This window comes from Microbacterium sp. NPDC006705, from assembly GCF_044903545.1.
GTDB lineage: Bacteria > Actinomycetota > Actinomycetes > Actinomycetales > Microbacteriaceae > Microbacterium > Microbacterium plantarum.
The window spans coordinates 226,775-241,082 of the sequence record NZ_JBJDQQ010000003.1 but is presented as its reverse complement, the minus strand read 5'-3'; the positions used below and the strand labels follow the sequence as shown (position 1 = coordinate 241,082).

Below are 14,308 nucleotides of genomic sequence, written 5' to 3'. Positions count from 1 at the left end.
CCTGACCGGCCGCGCCGATACATTCGTCGGACCCATGGTGCTGGTGTCGCCTCGAACGTCGTCGGAGGCGACATCCGCACCACCGATCCGACGGTTGTATCGCGCCCGGCGTCAGAACGTCGCGGCGAACGCGGCGAGGAAGCGGGTCGGCTCGGTCACGGGGGCCGCGAGCACGCGGGCCGCGACGCGGTCGTAGTCCGCCGCGTCGAAGTAGCCGTCGTTGCGGTAGATCGTCATGCGCTCGGTGAAGTCCTGCGGCGTCGGCTCGGGGTGGAACTGCGTCGCGTACAGGCGATCTCCCACGCGGTAGGCCTGCACGGGACAGGCGCTGTTCGTGGCGAGGAGCACCGCCCCGGCGGGAAGCGTCTGCGTCCCCTCCTTATGCGCGGTGAGCGCGGCGAAGGTCGGGGAGAGCGAGCCCAGCAGCGGGTCGACCCGGCCGGCCTCCGTCAGGGTCACGTCGGTCGGGCCGGTGTCCTCGGGGTAGTCGCGCGAGATCGTGCCGCCGAGGTAGGTCGTGGCCACGCCGATGCCGAAGCAGGTGAACAGCGCCGCCGTCCGAGCGGATGCCGCCGCCTCGACGATGCGCGCGAGGTCGGCCTCCAGGCGCAGCTGACCCTCCGGCTTCGCGCCGGGATCGTCGGTGGCGTTGAAGGGGCTGCCGCCGACGACGAAGCCGCGCCAGCGCGTGAACGCGTCCGCGGGCAGGGCGTCGCGCGTCAGATCGATGCGCTCGAGCTGGGACTCGTCGAGGCCCATGGCGGTGCGGAAAGATGCGTACTCCGCGTCCGCGGCCGCCTGCTGCGGGCGCACGCAGACGTACACGAGCGGGGCCATGCCGAAAGTCTATGGTTCCCGCCGAGCCGACCCGGTGGGGATGACCTTCCGTGACGAGCGGAGGACAATGGCCGGATGACCGCCCGCGTGATCATCTCAGACCCCAGCGAGCTCATCGCGGTGCTCGACCGGCTCGACGTCGCCGCCGCGCGCCGGGGCTGGCGGGTGCGCCGCCCCGTCGACGCGGCCGGCATCGAGTCGCGGGCGCGGGACGCTCGCACGACGATCCGGTTGCCCGCTCCCGTCGTGGTCGAGCTCGAGGCGGATCCGGATGCCGCCGCGCCGGACGACCCGATCGACGCCGCCGCCCTGCTGAGCCGCGCTCCGGTTGCGGGTGCGATCCCCGACGGGGCGCGGCGGCTGCACGGGGCGTGATTCGGGCGACCGGCGTCGGGGGTGGGTGTTAGCGCGAGGAGTTCGCGGTACGGCCGCGCACGATCCCGATGAACGTCTCTACCAGCGGCGTGGTCGCCTCCGTCGGCCAGGCGAGCGCGACCGTCGACGTCGGAGCGTCGACCACGGGCCGGTACGTGGTGTCTTTGCGGTGATGCAGTCGCGCGAGCGACATCGGCACGAGCACGATGCCGACGCCGGTGGCCGCCGTCGCGACCGCGTCACCCGTCGTGGCAATGGCGGAAAAGGCGGGGGCGATGGCGCCGGGGACCTCGATACCCAGAGCGTCATCACCGGTCACCATGACGACCTCCCCGGCGAGGTCGGCGAGGGTCAGCTCATCGGCGACGGTGAGGGACGAGTCGGCGCTGCACACGGCGACCGTGATCTCGTCGTAGAGCGGGATGATGCTCAACCCAGCGCGTTCGATCGGAAGCCGCACGAGGGCGGCGTCGACCTCACCGCTCGCGAGGGCGGCGGCTTGGTCGACGAACTCGAGGGTGACGAGATCGACCGGGTTCGCCGGCATCCGCTGCTTCCACACGTCGATCCACTTGCCGGGTGTGGCACCCGGGGCCGCTCCGAGGCGGAAAGCGCCGAGGCCGCTCAGGTCCGGTGCGGCGGCATCCGACTCGCGGCGGGTTCCCGAGGTGCGGTCTGCCTTGCGGGCCACGGACCGCTGCCCGGATGCCGGGGCGCCGCGGCGCCCGGGGGCACCGCCGCCTCGGCCGCCGCTACGAGCGGGGCGGCCCGAGGAACGTCCGGGTGTCATGCCTGAAGCGTATCCCGGCGGGTCAGGCGGCCAGACGCAGTCCGCGCTGGTCGGTCGCCACGTGCTCGCCGTCGGCGATGTTCTCGTCGTCGCCGATGAGCGAGCCACCGGCGACGTGCGCGTGCGCTCCGATGAAGGCACGGATGCCGATCTTCGCCCGCGGACCGATGGCGGCGCCGGAGCCGACGTGCGCGTGCGGTGCGATCTCGACGTTCGGGCCGATGACGGCTTCGCGCTCGATCCACACGCCCCGGCCGATGTGAACGCCCGCCGCGACCTGGACTCCGGGTTCGACGTAGGCGCCTGCTTCGACCAGTGCGGTCGGGTGCACCTTGGCCCCGTTCGCGATCAAGCCCCGACCGTTCGCGTGCTTGCGGTAACGCAGCGTCTCTCCGCGGTCGTTCTCGATGTCGATGTAGTTCTTGCCCACGATCCCCTCCGACAGTTCCGGGTCCGGTACTGAGTACTGGAAACAACCCCGCGACCCGCGTTTTCATTCCCACGAATCATTCGGAGCGGCAGGTCGACCGGTTTGCTGGAACAAGCGTGCGATGCGCAGCCGCCGAGGTCGAAGGGGTGTGCGAGCTGACCTTCGCGCGATAACATGCCGCCGCCGCGGGGCTTGCTTCCACTCGCGCCCCGGTTTGCGAGGATGGGCGGGTGGAGCCTTCTCGCGCACCGTCGACCGGACCTTCCCTCGTGTTCGAGGCGGCGCTCACGCGCCACACCCGCGCGGAGGATCTGCTCGGCATCGTGACCGGCACATTCGTGGCATCCCTCGGCCTCTACCTGTTGCAGTCGTCGGGCTCGGTCACCGGCGGCACCGCGGGCCTCGCGCTGCTTCTCGGTTATGCGACCGGATGGTCGTTCCCGGTGCTGTTCGCAGTCGTGAACGCGCCGTTCGCCGCGCTGGCCCTGTGGAAGAAGGGGGTGTCGTTCACGATCCGCACCTTCGTCTCGATCGGCCTGGTCTCGGCGTTCACCTTCGTGCACCAGCACCTGCTGCAGTTCGCGAGCATCGAACCCATCTACGGCACGCTGGGCGGCAACCTGCTCGCCGGCGTCGGGCTGCTGATCCTGTTCCGCCACCGTTCGAGCCTCGGCGGGGTGAACATCATCGCCCTCGTGCTGCAGGAGCGCATGGGCTTCAGTGCGGGATGGACCCAGATGATCTTCGACGTCGTGATCATCGCGTCCGCGCTGCTGGTGCTGCCGTGGCCGGCGGTGCTGCTCAGCGCTGCCGGAGCGGTCGTGCTGAGCGTCGTGCTCGTCCTGAACCACCGCCCCGGTCGGTACATCGGCCGCTGAGTGCAAGCGTCGGATCGCTCCAGACCCGGCGGGGTTCAGCTCTGGCAGCGCGGGCACCAGAAGATGTTCCGCTCGCTCGTCGGCAGCGCTCCGATCTCGCCGGCGCGGATCAGCGTCCCGCACCGGCGGCAGGGCTTGTTCTCGCGGCCGTAAACCCACATCCGCTGCCCGGGCCGGTCGTTGCCGGTGAAGGTGCGCGCCGCGCGATCGCGATTGGCGTGGATCATCCGGTACCCGGTCTCGAGCACGGCGGCCGCGTCGATCTCGGTGGCGGGGGTCATGGGCAGGATGCCGCGAACGAAGAGCAGCTCGTTCGCGTAGACGTTTCCGAAGCCGGCGACGTTCCGCTGGTCGAGCAGGGCGACGTGCGCGGCTCGGGGGTCCGCGCTCACGCGACGCACCGCTTCGGCCAGATCCCAATCGGGGCCGAGCAGGTCGGGCCCGAGGTGGCCGACGAGGCGGTCCTCGTCGGCGGTGGGGAGGACCTCGACCATCGCGAGCTCGAAGCCGACGGCATCCCGATCGCGCGTTCCGACGATCGCGCGGGCCTGGAACGCGGGTGCCCGCCAGCGCTCGCCGTGGCGGTAGACGTGCCAGCGACCCTCCATCTTCAGGTGCGAGTGCAGGCTGAATGCGCCCATGCGCAGCAGCAGGTGCTTGCCGCGGGCGATCGACGACGAGACGCTCTCGCCGCGCAGGTCGGCTGTCGCACTGCCGGGAACACGGATGTCGAAGCGCGTGACCTCCTGTCCGACGAGCGCCTCACCCAGCTTCCGCGCGGCTCGGAAGACGGTGTCGCCCTCAGGCACGCTCGCTGCTTCCGGACATCGCCGCCCGTGAGCCCGCGGTCAGCCGGCGCAGCGTGAGGCCGCGCGACGACTCGACGAAACCGCCTGCGCGCAGCGCCCGCCCGGTCGGGGTGTTGTAGACGAACTCGCCGTTGACCTGCTCGACGGTGAGTGTGTCGAGGCGGCGCGCCTGAGCCGTTCTCACGAGATCGGCTGCGGCCGCGGTCAGCACCTCTTCGTCGTCGGTGAAGGCGAGCGCCGAACGCCCACCCCGCTCGAGATAGAGCACGAGCGCACCGTCGACGAGCACCACGACGCCGCCGGCCTTCCGGCCCGGTCGATGCGAGACGCCCTCGAGCGCCGGCCAGCCGAGGGCTGCACCGTAGGGATTCGCCGGGTCGGTCGCGGCCAGCGTGACCGCACGCCGCGGCGGCGGGTCGGGGAGCGCCGCGAACTCACGCAGGCGGTCGACGGTGACGGATGCCGCGAACTGCGCGGCGCCGAGGGTCTCGATGACATAGCCGCGGCGGCAGTGGCCCGCCTCTTCGAAGCCCGCGAGAACGCGATAGACCTGCGCGAAACCGCCGGGAACACCCTCGGACTGCACGCTGCCCCGGGTGACGACGCCGTAGCGGTCGAGCAGGAGCCCCGCCGATGCCGTGACGCGGAGCGACGGATCGGGCTCGACCGTGGGCAGGAGCGACCACCGGCCGCCGAGCGTCGACGGGCGCGGCGCCGCCGGCGTCGTGGGGCGCGCGAGCGGTGTGCCGCGATACAGGCGGGACCGCGGTGTGCGGCGGGCGCTGCGGTGCGCCTGCGAACCGCCCGAGAGGAGGGATCGGACCGGCGTGAACGTGTCGTTCGTCAGGCGGCCCGCCCACGCGAGACGCCAGAGTGCGTCGAGCACGCTCTGCTCGTTGGGGGCGCCGATCGCGGCGACGAGCTGCCCCGCGAACCAGCCGCCGCCGACGGCGAGAGCCTCGAGAATCCGGACGTCGAAGTCGCCCGACGTCGACGACTCGTCGGCCTCGGAGTCGGCGTCGGCCAGCGCCAGGGTGAGCGGCGCCATGTCGGCGGGATGGAGCGCGATCCAGCCGTCGCGCCCCGGCAGGGTGCCGTGCCCCGACCAGACCACCTCGCCCGTCGCGGTCAGCTCGTCGAGCATCCCGGGTGCGTAGTCGCGCACGCGCGAGGGCAGGACGAGCGACTCCCAGGCGCTCGCAGGAATCGGCACACCGGCGAGCTGCTCGATCACGGCGGCGACGCCGTCGACGCCCTCGAGCGGCCGGGTGACGTGCTGCCACACGGGCAGGAACCGCGCGAACGCCTCGGGCGATACCGGCTCGACGCTGCCCCGGATAGCCGCGAGCGACCGCATCCGCAGCCGGCGCAGCACCTCGGAATCGCACCACTCGAGGTCGTCGGCCTCGCTGCCGGAGGTCTCAGGCAGGAAGTAACCGCTCGCGATGCGCCCCTGCGACTCGAGCCGCTGCAGTGTCTGACGCGCGACGGCGGTGCCGATGCCGAGACGCGTCGCGACGTCCGCGGTGCGGAACGGCCCATGGGTGCGGGCGTGCCGTGCGACGAGGTCGGCGAGGGGATCGACGACGGGTTCGAGGAACGCGGTGGGGATGCCCACGGGAAGCGCCGCGCCCAGCGCGTCGCGCAGGCGGCCGGCATCCTCGATCGCCGCCGTCCGCTGCGTGCCTGCGATCGTGACCGGGATCGCGCGGCGGGCGGTCACGAGCTGTTGCAGCAGGTCGGCGGCCTCGGCGACCCGGTGCTCGGGAGGAGATTCGCCGTCCGGCGGAACGGGCGCGGCGCTCGCATCCGCCGCTGTGCCGATTTCCTCCGCTGTGCCGGTGCCGGTCCCGGTGCCCGCGGACTCTTCGAGGCGGGCTGCGACCTCCCCGGGGTCGAGCGGGCCGAGGATGCGGAGCAGATCGGCGACGCCCTCGACCCCGCGCGCGCGTCGGTCGGGAGCGAGACGCTGGGACTCGCGCTCGAACTGCGCGATGACCTCGGGGTCGAGCAGCTCGCGCATCTCGACCTTGCCGAGCAGCTCCGACAGCAGCGCGGGATCGACGGACAGGGCCGCGGCGCGGCGTTCGGCGAGCGGCGAATCGCCCTCGTACATGAAGGCGCCGACGTAGCCGAAGAGCAGATCGCGGGCGTACGGCGACGGCTGCGATGTCGTCGTCTCGACGAGGCGGATGCGGCGGTCGGCGATGCTGCGGGTGATGCGCAGGAGTGCCGGAAGGTCGTAGACGTCCTGCAGCACCTCGCGAAGCGTCTCGAGGATGATCGGGAACGACGGATGCCGCCGCGCGACCTCGAGCAGCTGCGCCGAGCGCTGCCGCTGCTGCCAGAGCGGCGCGCGTTTGTTGGGGTTGAGCCTCGGCAGCAGCAGGGCCCGCGCCGCGCACTCGCGGAAGCGCGAGGCGAACAGCGCCGATCCGCCGACCTCGTCCGTGACGATCTGTTCGAGCTCGTCGGCGTCGAAGACGAAGAGGTCGGCGCCGGGCGGTTCGGCAGCCGCGTCGGGGACCCGCGCGATGATGCCGTCGTCGCTCGCGACGGCTGCGCCTTCGACCCCGAGACGCTCGCGGATGCGTGCGTTGACGGCCAGCGCCCACGGAGCGTGCACGTGCATGCCGTACGGGGAATGCAGGATGACGCGCCAGTCGCCGACCTCGTCGCGGGAGCGCTCGACGGTCAGCGTCCGGTCGGTGGGTAGACTGCCGGTCGCCTCGCGCTGCTCGGCGAGATGCGCCAGGAGGTTCTCGATCGCGTAGTCGTCGAGCCCCGATTCGCGCAACCGCTCGGACGCCTTCTCGGGACCGGCCGCCGACACCTCGCGGCTGAACTTCCCGAGCGCCTCGCCGAGCTCGGCGGGACGCCCCAGGCCGTCGCCGTGCCAGAACGGAAGCTTGCCCGGCTGGCCGAACGCGGGCACGACGTTGACCCGGTCATGAGTGATCTCGACGATGCGCCAGCTGGTCGTGCCGAGCGTGAAGACGTCGTTGACGCGCGACTCGTAGACCATCTCCTCGTCGAGCTCGCCGACGCGCGCGTTACGGCTCTCGCCGGCGACGAAGACGCCGAACAGACCGCGGTCGGGGATCGTGCCACCGCTCGTGACCGCGATGCGCTGCGCTCCCGGGCGCCCCGTGAGCGTGCCCTGATCGCGGTCCCAGACCAGGCGTGGACGCAGCTCGGCGAACTCGTCGGAGGGGAAGCGGCCCGCGAGCAGATCGAGCGTCGCTTCGTACGCCGAGCGGGGGAGCGTGCGGAAGGGCGCGCTGCGCCGCACCGTCTCGAACCAGGCCTCGACCTCGATCGTGCCGGTCGCGCACGCGGCGATCGTCTGCTGGGCGAGGATGTCGAGGGGATTCTGCGGAACCGCGATCGCCTCGATCTTGCCCGCCAGCATCCGCTCGGTCACGACCGCGGTGTGCAGCACGTCGCCGCGGTGCTTGGGGAACAGTGCTGCCCGGCTGACCTCGCCGACCTGGTGGCCGGCGCGCCCGACGCGCTGGAGTCCGGATGCCGCCGACGGCGGTGCTTCGACCTGGATGACGAGGTCGACGGCCCCCATGTCGATGCCGAGCTCGAGGCTCGAGGTCGCCACGACGCAGCGGAGCACACCCGACTTCAGCTCGTCTTCGACCTGGGCGCGCTGCTCCTTCGACACCGAGCCGTGATGCGCCTTCGCGAGTACCGGCTCGGCGCCGGCGGAGGCCCCGGCCTGCGCCATCATGCCCGCGGGGACCGCGGGCTCGGGACGGTCGCCCCCGAGACGCTCGGTGTAGATCTCATTGAGTCGTCCGGTCAGGCGTTCGGCGAGCCTGCGCGAGTTCGAGAACACGATCGTCGAGCGGTGCTTCAGGATGCGGTCGACGATCGCCTCCTCGACGTGGGGCCAGACCGACCCCGTGACCTCCGTCGCCTGCGGGGCGCGGTACCAGGCGCCGTCGCCATCGTCGTCGTCCCCCTCGTCGTCTCCCTCATCGCGACCGCCCGGAGCGCCGGGGGCACCCGCATCCTCGGCGCCGGGCGGGGCCGGAGGGTGCAGCATGTCGGGGATCGGCACGACGACGTTCAGGTCGAACGCCTTCGACGCCTTCGGTGCGACGATCTCGACGGGGGCCGCGCCGCCGAGGAAGCGCGCCACCTCGTCGATGGGACGCACCGTGGCCGAGAGGCCGATGCGCTGAGCCGGCTTCTCGAGGATCGCGTCGAGGCGTTCGAGGCTCACGGCCAGGTGCGCACCGCGCTTCGTGGCCGCCACGGCGTGCACCTCGTCGACGATGACGGTGTGGACGCCGCGCAGTGTCTCGGAAGCCTGCGAGGTGAGCATGAGGTAGAGCGACTCGGGCGTCGTGATGAGGATGTCGGGCGGTCGGGCGACCAGGGCGCGCCGGTCGGCTGAGGAGGTGTCGCCCGATCGCACTCCGACCGTCACGTCGGGGACGGGCTGACCGAGGCGGCGCGCCGACTGTCCGATGCCGACGAGGGGCGACCGCAGGTTTCGCTCGACGTCGACGCCCAGCGCCTTCAGCGGTGAGACGTACAGGACGCGGGTGTCGGCCGGCGCGGCATCCGCCTTTCTGCGCTTCGCCGGTTTGTCGTCGACGGGGCCGGCCGCCACCTTGTCGCGGAAGATGCGGTCGATCGCCCAGAGGAACGCGGACAGAGTCTTGCCCGACCCGGTCGGCGCGACCACGAGGGCGTGCTTGCCGGCGGAGATCGCGTCCCACGCACCGGCCTGCGCCGACGTGGGCTTCGAGAACGCGCCGCGGAACCAGTCCGCGGTGGGCGCGGAGAATCGGGCGAGCACATCGGCCATGCCTTCATCTTCGCGCGGACCTCCGACATCGGCGCGGCCTTGCGCCCGCGGCATCCGCCGTGCCAGGTCCTGCCGTGCCCCGCTGCCCGCGCGCTACCCCGCGAGGTCCCACTTGAGCCGGGAATCGGGCGCACATTCCCGGCCCAAGTGGGACCTCGACGCTGAGACCGGCCCAACGGGGACCTCGGTTCACGGGCCAGCCGGCGGGACCTCGCTCAGCCGGCCGTCGCGCAGCTCGAGCATCAGAGTGGGCGCGAGGCGGGCGAGGAAGCCGTCGTCGTGGCTGACCACCAGCACGGCACCGCGGTAGGCGGCGAGAGCCTGCACGAGCTGCTCGACCGTGTCGAGGTCGAGGTTGTTCGTCGGCTCGTCGAGCACGAGCAGCTGCGGCGGGGGATCGGCCAGCAGCTCGCAGGCCAGGGCCAGCCGGAACCGCTCCCCGCCCGACAGTGCCGCGACCGGGCGCAGCACGGTGTCGCCGCGCAGCACGAATCGCGCGAGCCGGTTCCGCAGCTCGACGTCGGTGGCGGCGGGCGCGGCCGCGCGCACGCTGTCGAGCACCGTCGCCTCGTCCCGCAGCCCGTCGACCCGCTGCGACAGGTAGCCGACGCGGTCGGTATGCGCGACCGCCGTGCCATAACTCCTCAGATCGGGCGCGCCGGGGCCGCCCGAGCGACGATCGGATGCCGCAGCACCTGATTCTGAGGAGTTAGCGTCCGCCGACCGCACCAGCACCTCGAGCAGCGTCGTCTTCCCCGCGCCGTTCGGCCCGACGAGCGCGACACGCTCGGGCCCTTGCACGACCCACGAGCGTTCGCCGTCGCCGATCGTCGCGAGGCGCCGGCTCGCCGCGACGCCGGGATCGGGCAGGTCGATCCGCACGGCGTCGTCGTCGCGGACCCGCCGCCCTGCCGCATCGAGGGCCGCCCGAGCCGAGGCTTCCCGATCGGATGCCTCGCCGCGCGCGCGACCCGCCGACACCTGCGCGGCCGACGCGCGGTTGCCGGCGACGATCCCGGGCACGCGTTTCTCGCGCTGCGCCTTCGCTCCCATCGCGGCACGCCGCGCGAGCTTCGTCTCGGTCTCGGCCCGGTCGCGCCGCTCGCGCCGGAGGGCCGCCGCCGCGGCGGTCTCCGCGGCGCGCGCCGCCGCCTGCTCGTCGTCGCGCCAGGCTCGCCACTCGGAGTACGGCCCGCCGAACGTATCGAGCGCCCCGCCGTAGAGCTCGGCGGTGTCGTCCATCAGCTCGAGCAGCGCGGTGTCGTGGCTGACGACGATGAGCGCACCCCGCCACGCTCGCACGAGCTCGCCGACCCGCTCGCGCGCGTCGCGGTCGAGGTTGTTGGTCGGCTCGTCGAGCAGCGCGATCTCGGCTCCGCGCAGTCTCACGCCGACGAGTGCCGCGAGAACCGCCTCACCGCCGGAGAGCTCTCCGACGCGGCGGTCGAGCGCTCCCGGCGGCAGACCGGCCGCGGTCAGCGCGGCGACCGCTCGTGCCTCGGCATCCCAGTCGTCGCCGATCGTGTCGAAGTGGCGCGGGTGGACGTCTCCCGACTCGACGGCGCGCACGGCGTCGACGACGGGAGCGACCCCGAGCAGGTCGGCGACGCGCCGCCCGATGTCGAGGGTCAAGCGCTGCGGCAGCAGCTCGACCCGTCCGGACGTGATGACCGAGCCGGAGGTCGGCGCGAGCTCGCCCGCGATCAGCCGCAGCAGCGTGGTCTTGCCCGAGCCGTTGCGGCCGACGAGGCCGGTTCGCCCGGTGCCGAAGGTTCCGGAGGTGTTCCGCACGGCGGGAGTGCCGTCGGGGTGGATGAGGGTGATGCGGTCGAGGACGACCGCGGGAGCGGGATGGGGCATGACTGCCTCCTCGGATGTCGTCGGGCGCGGGCACGACCGACACCGAAGACACCCCGACCGGGGGTGGAACGGTCCGGCGGCCAGCGCGGAAATCGGAGAATGCGCTGGCCAGGTCGGACGCCCGAGGGGTCGACGGATCAGCGCGGGATCACAGCGCGGTCGCGTCGAAACCGATCAACGGTCGTTCCTCACACTCGGGACAGGGGCCCGGGAAGTCTACGCCGACGGGAGCTGCTTGTGCAGGAACGTCGCGACGTCGCGCAGTTCCTCCGCCGAGACGGCGTGTCCGAGATCGGGGTAGACGCGGCCGCTCAGGTCGACCCGGCCGGGCAGCCACTGCGCCGTGTGTGCGACGAGTGCGGGCGGGATGACGTCGTCGAGCGCCCCGCGACCCCAGAACACGGGCGGGCGGCGTTCGGCGAGCTCGGCGTCGGTGTCGAGATCGCCAGGATTGGCGTAGCCCGACAGGGTGACGGCGAACGCGTAGTCGTCCGGGCGCAGGCGAAGCGCCTCGATCGCCATGACCCCGCCCTGCGAGAAGCCGAGCAGCCCGACGGATGCCGCATCGCCCCGCTCCGCGTCGATCCACGCCGTCAGCGCGCGGGCGGATGCCGTCGCCGCGTGCGGATCGCGACCGTTCAGGCCCTCGATCGGGTACCACGACCACCCCGGCGTGGGGAAGCGCGGGGTGAGCGGGGCGCGGACCGCAGCCACGACGTACTCGGCCGGCAGGTGCGGCGCGAGGGCGAACAGATCGTTCTCATCCGAGCCGTAGCCGTGCACCATCACCAGTAACGGGCGGCGACCGCGGTCGGCGGGAGCGGCCGACCAGCGCACGGCCGCAGGATCGAGGACCGGATCGGGCGACATGCGACCATCCTGCCAGCCTCCTCCGACACCGCCGGGGGTCATTGGTATACATGAGGCATGGCCGTGCGCACCCCCGATCCCGATCCCGACGAGCGCGGCGAGTCGTCGCTCCCGGCCGACCCGCTGCGCGGAGCCCCGGGCGGCGGAGCCACGAACCCGGCCTGGCTCAGCGACGTCGAGCTCACCGAAGCGCGCCGCCGGCTGCCGATGCTCTACGTCGAGGCGGTGCCGGTGCGCACCGACGGGCTCGGGGCCGTCACCCAGGTCGGCATCCTGCTCCGTGCCACGCCGGTCGGGGAGATGACGCGCACGATCGTCTCGGGCCGCGTGCGCTACGGCGAGACGATCCGCGACGCACTGTTCCGGCACGTCGAGAACGACCTCGGGCCCATGGCCTTCCCGCTCCTGCCCGCGTCGCCCACGCCCTTCACGGTCGCCGAGTACTTCCCGATCCCCGGGGTCAGCCCCTTCCACGACGACCGCCAGCACGCCGTGTCGCTCGCCTTCGTCGTGCCGGTCACGGGCACGTGCGAGCCCCGTCAGGATGCTCTCGAGGTCACATGGCTCGACCCCGTGGAAGCGGCATCCGACGCCCTCGCCGCCGAGATGGAGGGTGGCCGCGGCACGCTCATCCGCCTCGCGCTCGCCTCGGTGGGTGCTCTTCGCTGAGGCCCGCTCCTGCGTAGGCTCGGGTCATGACCGATCCGAAGCCCCTCGCCTTCCCCGCCGACACCGCCGGATGGCTCGCGTTCGCCGCCAAGCGCCCGGACGCCCGCATCGCCCGCGTCCGCGAGGTCGACTCGCAGCTGATCGCGGGGCGTGAGCTGTCGCCCCTGGCCCGTCTGCAGCTGTGGAACGAGGCGTCGATCGCGATCGCCGAGGCGGCGTCCGAGGCATCCCTGCTGAGCGAGTCGCACCCCGATGCCGACGTCCGCGTTGCCGCCGAGGCCCGGGTGCAGGCCATCGACGCCCTGCTTTCCGAGCGGGCGCTCGACCCCGCTCTCTTCGCCGTCTTCGACGGCCTCGCGACCGACGGGCTGGGTGCCGCCGCCCGCCGCCTGCTCGCTCACATCCAGCGCGACTTCCGCCGCGGCGGCGTCGACCGCGACGAGGCGACACGCGAACGGCTGCGGGCGCTGGCCGAGCGTGACACCGAGCTCTCGCTGACCTTCTCGCGCAACATCCGCGACGGCCGGCGCGAGCTGAAGCTCCCCGCCGACGCGCTGGAGGGGCTGCCGCAGGACTTCATCGACGCTCACCCGGTCGACGACGAGGGCCTCATCACCCTCACGACCGAGTACACCGACCTCATGCCGGTGCGCGAGTTCGCGGTGCGCCGGTCGACGCGCACGGCACTGCTGTCGGTCTACAACGACCTCGCCTGGCCCGACAACGACCCCGTGCTCGCCGAACTGCTCGCCGTGCGCGCCGAGCGCGCGGAGCTGCTGGGCTACGGCGACTGGGCCGACTACGAGACCGAAACGCGCATGATCGGCTCGAGCGCGGCGATCCGGTCGTTCCTCGACGACATCGACGCGGCGACGCGCGAGGCCGCCGCCGCTGAGTACGACCGGCTGCTCGCGCGGCTGCGCGTCGACGAGCCGGATGCCGAGGCGGTCACCGCGGCCGACCTCTGGTACCTCCTCAGCGCGCTGAAGCGCGAGGACTACGCCGTCGACGCGCAGGCAGTGCGCGCCTACTTCGCGTTCGACAACGTCCTGGCGGGCGTGCTCGATGTCACGGCGCGACTGCTCGACGTCGCCTACGTCCCCGTCGACGCGGGTGCCTGGCACGACGACGTCCGCAGCTACGACGTCGTCCGCGGCGAGCGCCGGCTCGGTCGGATCCACCTCGATCTTCACCCGCGCGAGGGAAAGTACAACCACGCCGCGTGCTTCAACCTCGCGCCCGGCATCGCGGGCCGCTCGCTTCCCGAGGGCGTACTGCTCTGCAACTTCTCGCGGGGACTCCTCGAGCACGACCAGGTCGTGACGTTCTTCCACGAGTTCGGGCACCTCGTCCACGGCATCCTCGGCGGCGCCGACGCCGTCTGGGCCGACTTCAGCGGCATCGAGACGGAGTGGGACTTCGTCGAGGCGCCGAGCCAGCTGCTCGAGGAGTGGGCGTGGGATGCCGGCGTGCTGGCGACGTTCGCGCGCAACGCCGACGGCGAGCCGATCCCGGCCGACCTCGTCGAGCGGATGCGGGTGGCCGACGCTTTCGGTCGCGCCCTCGAGGTGACCCGCCAGCTCGGGCACGCCAACGTCTCGTACGGCCTGCACGTCGAGCGGCCGAGCGACCTGCAGGCGGCCGTCGAGGGCTGGTACCGCGCGTCGTCGCCGGTGCACCCGCTGCCGAACGGGCACACGTACGCGGGCTTCGGCCACCTCACCGGATACGGCGCCTGCTACTACACGTATCAGTGGAGCCTCGTCATCGCCCGCGACCTGCTCTCGGCGTTCGGCGACGAGCTCATGGACCCGGCCGTTGCGACCCGCTACCGCGAGCGCATCCTCGAGCCGGGTGGCAGCCGCGACGCGGCCGACCTCGTCGCCGACTTCCTCGGCCGCCCGTATTCGTTCGACGCCTACCGGGCCTGGCTCGCTGGCGCCTGAGCGGCGGCCTCCCCGG

Annotated in this window: 11 protein-coding genes; 4 read left to right on the top strand and 7 right to left on the bottom strand. The window is 72.5% G+C overall.

Annotated features, from left to right (window positions below):
- Positions 1–111: 111 nt before the first annotated feature.
- A complete protein-coding gene (locus ACI2K6_RS15030) occupies positions 112–837 on the bottom strand; it encodes a GMP synthase (protein WP_404568945.1) in 726 nt (241 codons plus the stop codon).
- A 75-nt stretch (positions 838–912) separates the two neighbouring features.
- Here ACI2K6_RS15030 and ACI2K6_RS15025 point away from each other — a divergent pair, with 75 nt between their 5' ends.
- Positions 913–1,212 (top strand): hypothetical protein, encoded by a 300-nt coding sequence (locus ACI2K6_RS15025; RefSeq protein ID WP_404568944.1) that lies wholly within the window; start codon positions 913–915, stop codon positions 1,210–1,212.
- A gap of 28 nt (positions 1,213–1,240) precedes the next feature.
- Here the strand turns inward: ACI2K6_RS15025 and ACI2K6_RS15020 are convergent, their stop codons facing one another.
- Both ACI2K6_RS15020 and ACI2K6_RS15015 read right to left on the bottom strand, forming a co-directional pair.
- Positions 1,241–2,002: a LysR substrate-binding domain-containing protein gene (locus ACI2K6_RS15020; protein ID WP_404568943.1), complete on the bottom strand. Its 762-nt coding sequence runs from the start codon at positions 2,000–2,002 to the stop codon at positions 1,241–1,243.
- 22 nt (positions 2,003–2,024) lie between these two features.
- Positions 2,025–2,432 (bottom strand): UDP-3-O-(3-hydroxymyristoyl)glucosamine N-acyltransferase, encoded by a 408-nt coding sequence (locus ACI2K6_RS15015; RefSeq protein WP_023953942.1) that lies wholly within the window; start codon positions 2,430–2,432, stop codon positions 2,025–2,027.
- 230 nt (positions 2,433–2,662) lie between these two features.
- Here ACI2K6_RS15015 and ACI2K6_RS15010 point away from each other — a divergent pair, with 230 nt between their 5' ends.
- Positions 2,663–3,310: a YitT family protein gene (locus ACI2K6_RS15010; RefSeq protein ID WP_112617752.1), complete on the top strand. Its 648-nt coding sequence runs from the start codon at positions 2,663–2,665 to the stop codon at positions 3,308–3,310.
- A gap of 35 nt (positions 3,311–3,345) precedes the next feature.
- Here the strand turns inward: ACI2K6_RS15010 and ACI2K6_RS15005 are convergent, their stop codons facing one another.
- The 4 genes from ACI2K6_RS15005 to ACI2K6_RS14990 all read right to left on the bottom strand — a co-directional run bounded on the left by ACI2K6_RS15005 (position 3,346) and on the right by ACI2K6_RS14990 (position 11,677).
- Complete coding sequence (locus ACI2K6_RS15005) at positions 3,346–4,119, bottom strand: DNA-formamidopyrimidine glycosylase family protein (protein WP_404568942.1); 774 nt, start codon at positions 4,117–4,119, stop codon at positions 3,346–3,348.
- The gene (locus ACI2K6_RS15000) at positions 4,112–8,947 is read right to left on the bottom strand and encodes a DEAD/DEAH box helicase (protein WP_404568941.1); all 4,836 of its coding nucleotides are present in this window, start codon (positions 8,945–8,947) and stop codon (positions 4,112–4,114) included. Before ACI2K6_RS15000 ends, ACI2K6_RS15005 begins: the two co-directional genes overlap by 8 nt.
- Before the next feature lie 189 nt (positions 8,948–9,136).
- On the bottom strand, positions 9,137–10,807 hold the full coding sequence (locus tag ACI2K6_RS14995; RefSeq protein ID WP_404568940.1) for an ABC-F family ATP-binding cassette domain-containing protein: 1,671 nt from the start codon (positions 10,805–10,807) through the stop codon (positions 9,137–9,139).
- A 216-nt stretch (positions 10,808–11,023) separates the two neighbouring features.
- A complete protein-coding gene (locus ACI2K6_RS14990; protein WP_404568939.1) occupies positions 11,024–11,677 on the bottom strand; it encodes an alpha/beta hydrolase in 654 nt (217 codons plus the stop codon).
- Between the two features lie 57 nt (positions 11,678–11,734).
- Here ACI2K6_RS14990 and ACI2K6_RS14985 point away from each other — a divergent pair, with 57 nt between their 5' ends.
- Both ACI2K6_RS14985 and ACI2K6_RS14980 read left to right on the top strand, forming a co-directional pair.
- Positions 11,735–12,346 (top strand): NUDIX hydrolase family protein, encoded by a 612-nt coding sequence (locus tag ACI2K6_RS14985; RefSeq protein ID WP_269268189.1) that lies wholly within the window; start codon positions 11,735–11,737, stop codon positions 12,344–12,346.
- 26 nt (positions 12,347–12,372) lie between these two features.
- A complete protein-coding gene (locus ACI2K6_RS14980; RefSeq protein ID WP_404568938.1) occupies positions 12,373–14,292 on the top strand; it encodes a M3 family metallopeptidase in 1,920 nt (639 codons plus the stop codon).
- Positions 14,293–14,308 lie beyond the last annotated feature (16 nt).

Bases quoted from the DNA above. Each gene is read 5' to 3' on its own strand.
- ACI2K6_RS14985 (WP_269268189.1), top strand. From the start codon at position 11,735: ATGGCCGTGCGCACCCCCGATCCCGATCCCGACGAGCGCGGCGAGTCG.
- ACI2K6_RS15030 (WP_404568945.1), bottom strand. From the start codon at position 837: ATGGCCCCGCTCGTGTACGTCTGCGTGCGCCCGCAGCAGGCGGCCGCG.
- ACI2K6_RS14980 (WP_404568938.1), top strand. From the start codon at position 12,373: ATGACCGATCCGAAGCCCCTCGCCTTCCCCGCCGACACCGCCGGATGG.
- ACI2K6_RS15025 (WP_404568944.1), top strand. From the start codon at position 913: ATGACCGCCCGCGTGATCATCTCAGACCCCAGCGAGCTCATCGCGGTG.
- ACI2K6_RS15000 (WP_404568941.1), bottom strand. From the start codon at position 8,947: ATGGCCGATGTGCTCGCCCGATTCTCCGCGCCCACCGCGGACTGGTTC.
- ACI2K6_RS14990 (WP_404568939.1), bottom strand. From the start codon at position 11,677: ATGTCGCCCGATCCGGTCCTCGATCCTGCGGCCGTGCGCTGGTCGGCC.
- ACI2K6_RS15020 (WP_404568943.1), bottom strand. From the start codon at position 2,002: ATGACACCCGGACGTTCCTCGGGCCGCCCCGCTCGTAGCGGCGGCCGA.
- ACI2K6_RS14995 (WP_404568940.1), bottom strand. From the start codon at position 10,807: ATGCCCCATCCCGCTCCCGCGGTCGTCCTCGACCGCATCACCCTCATC.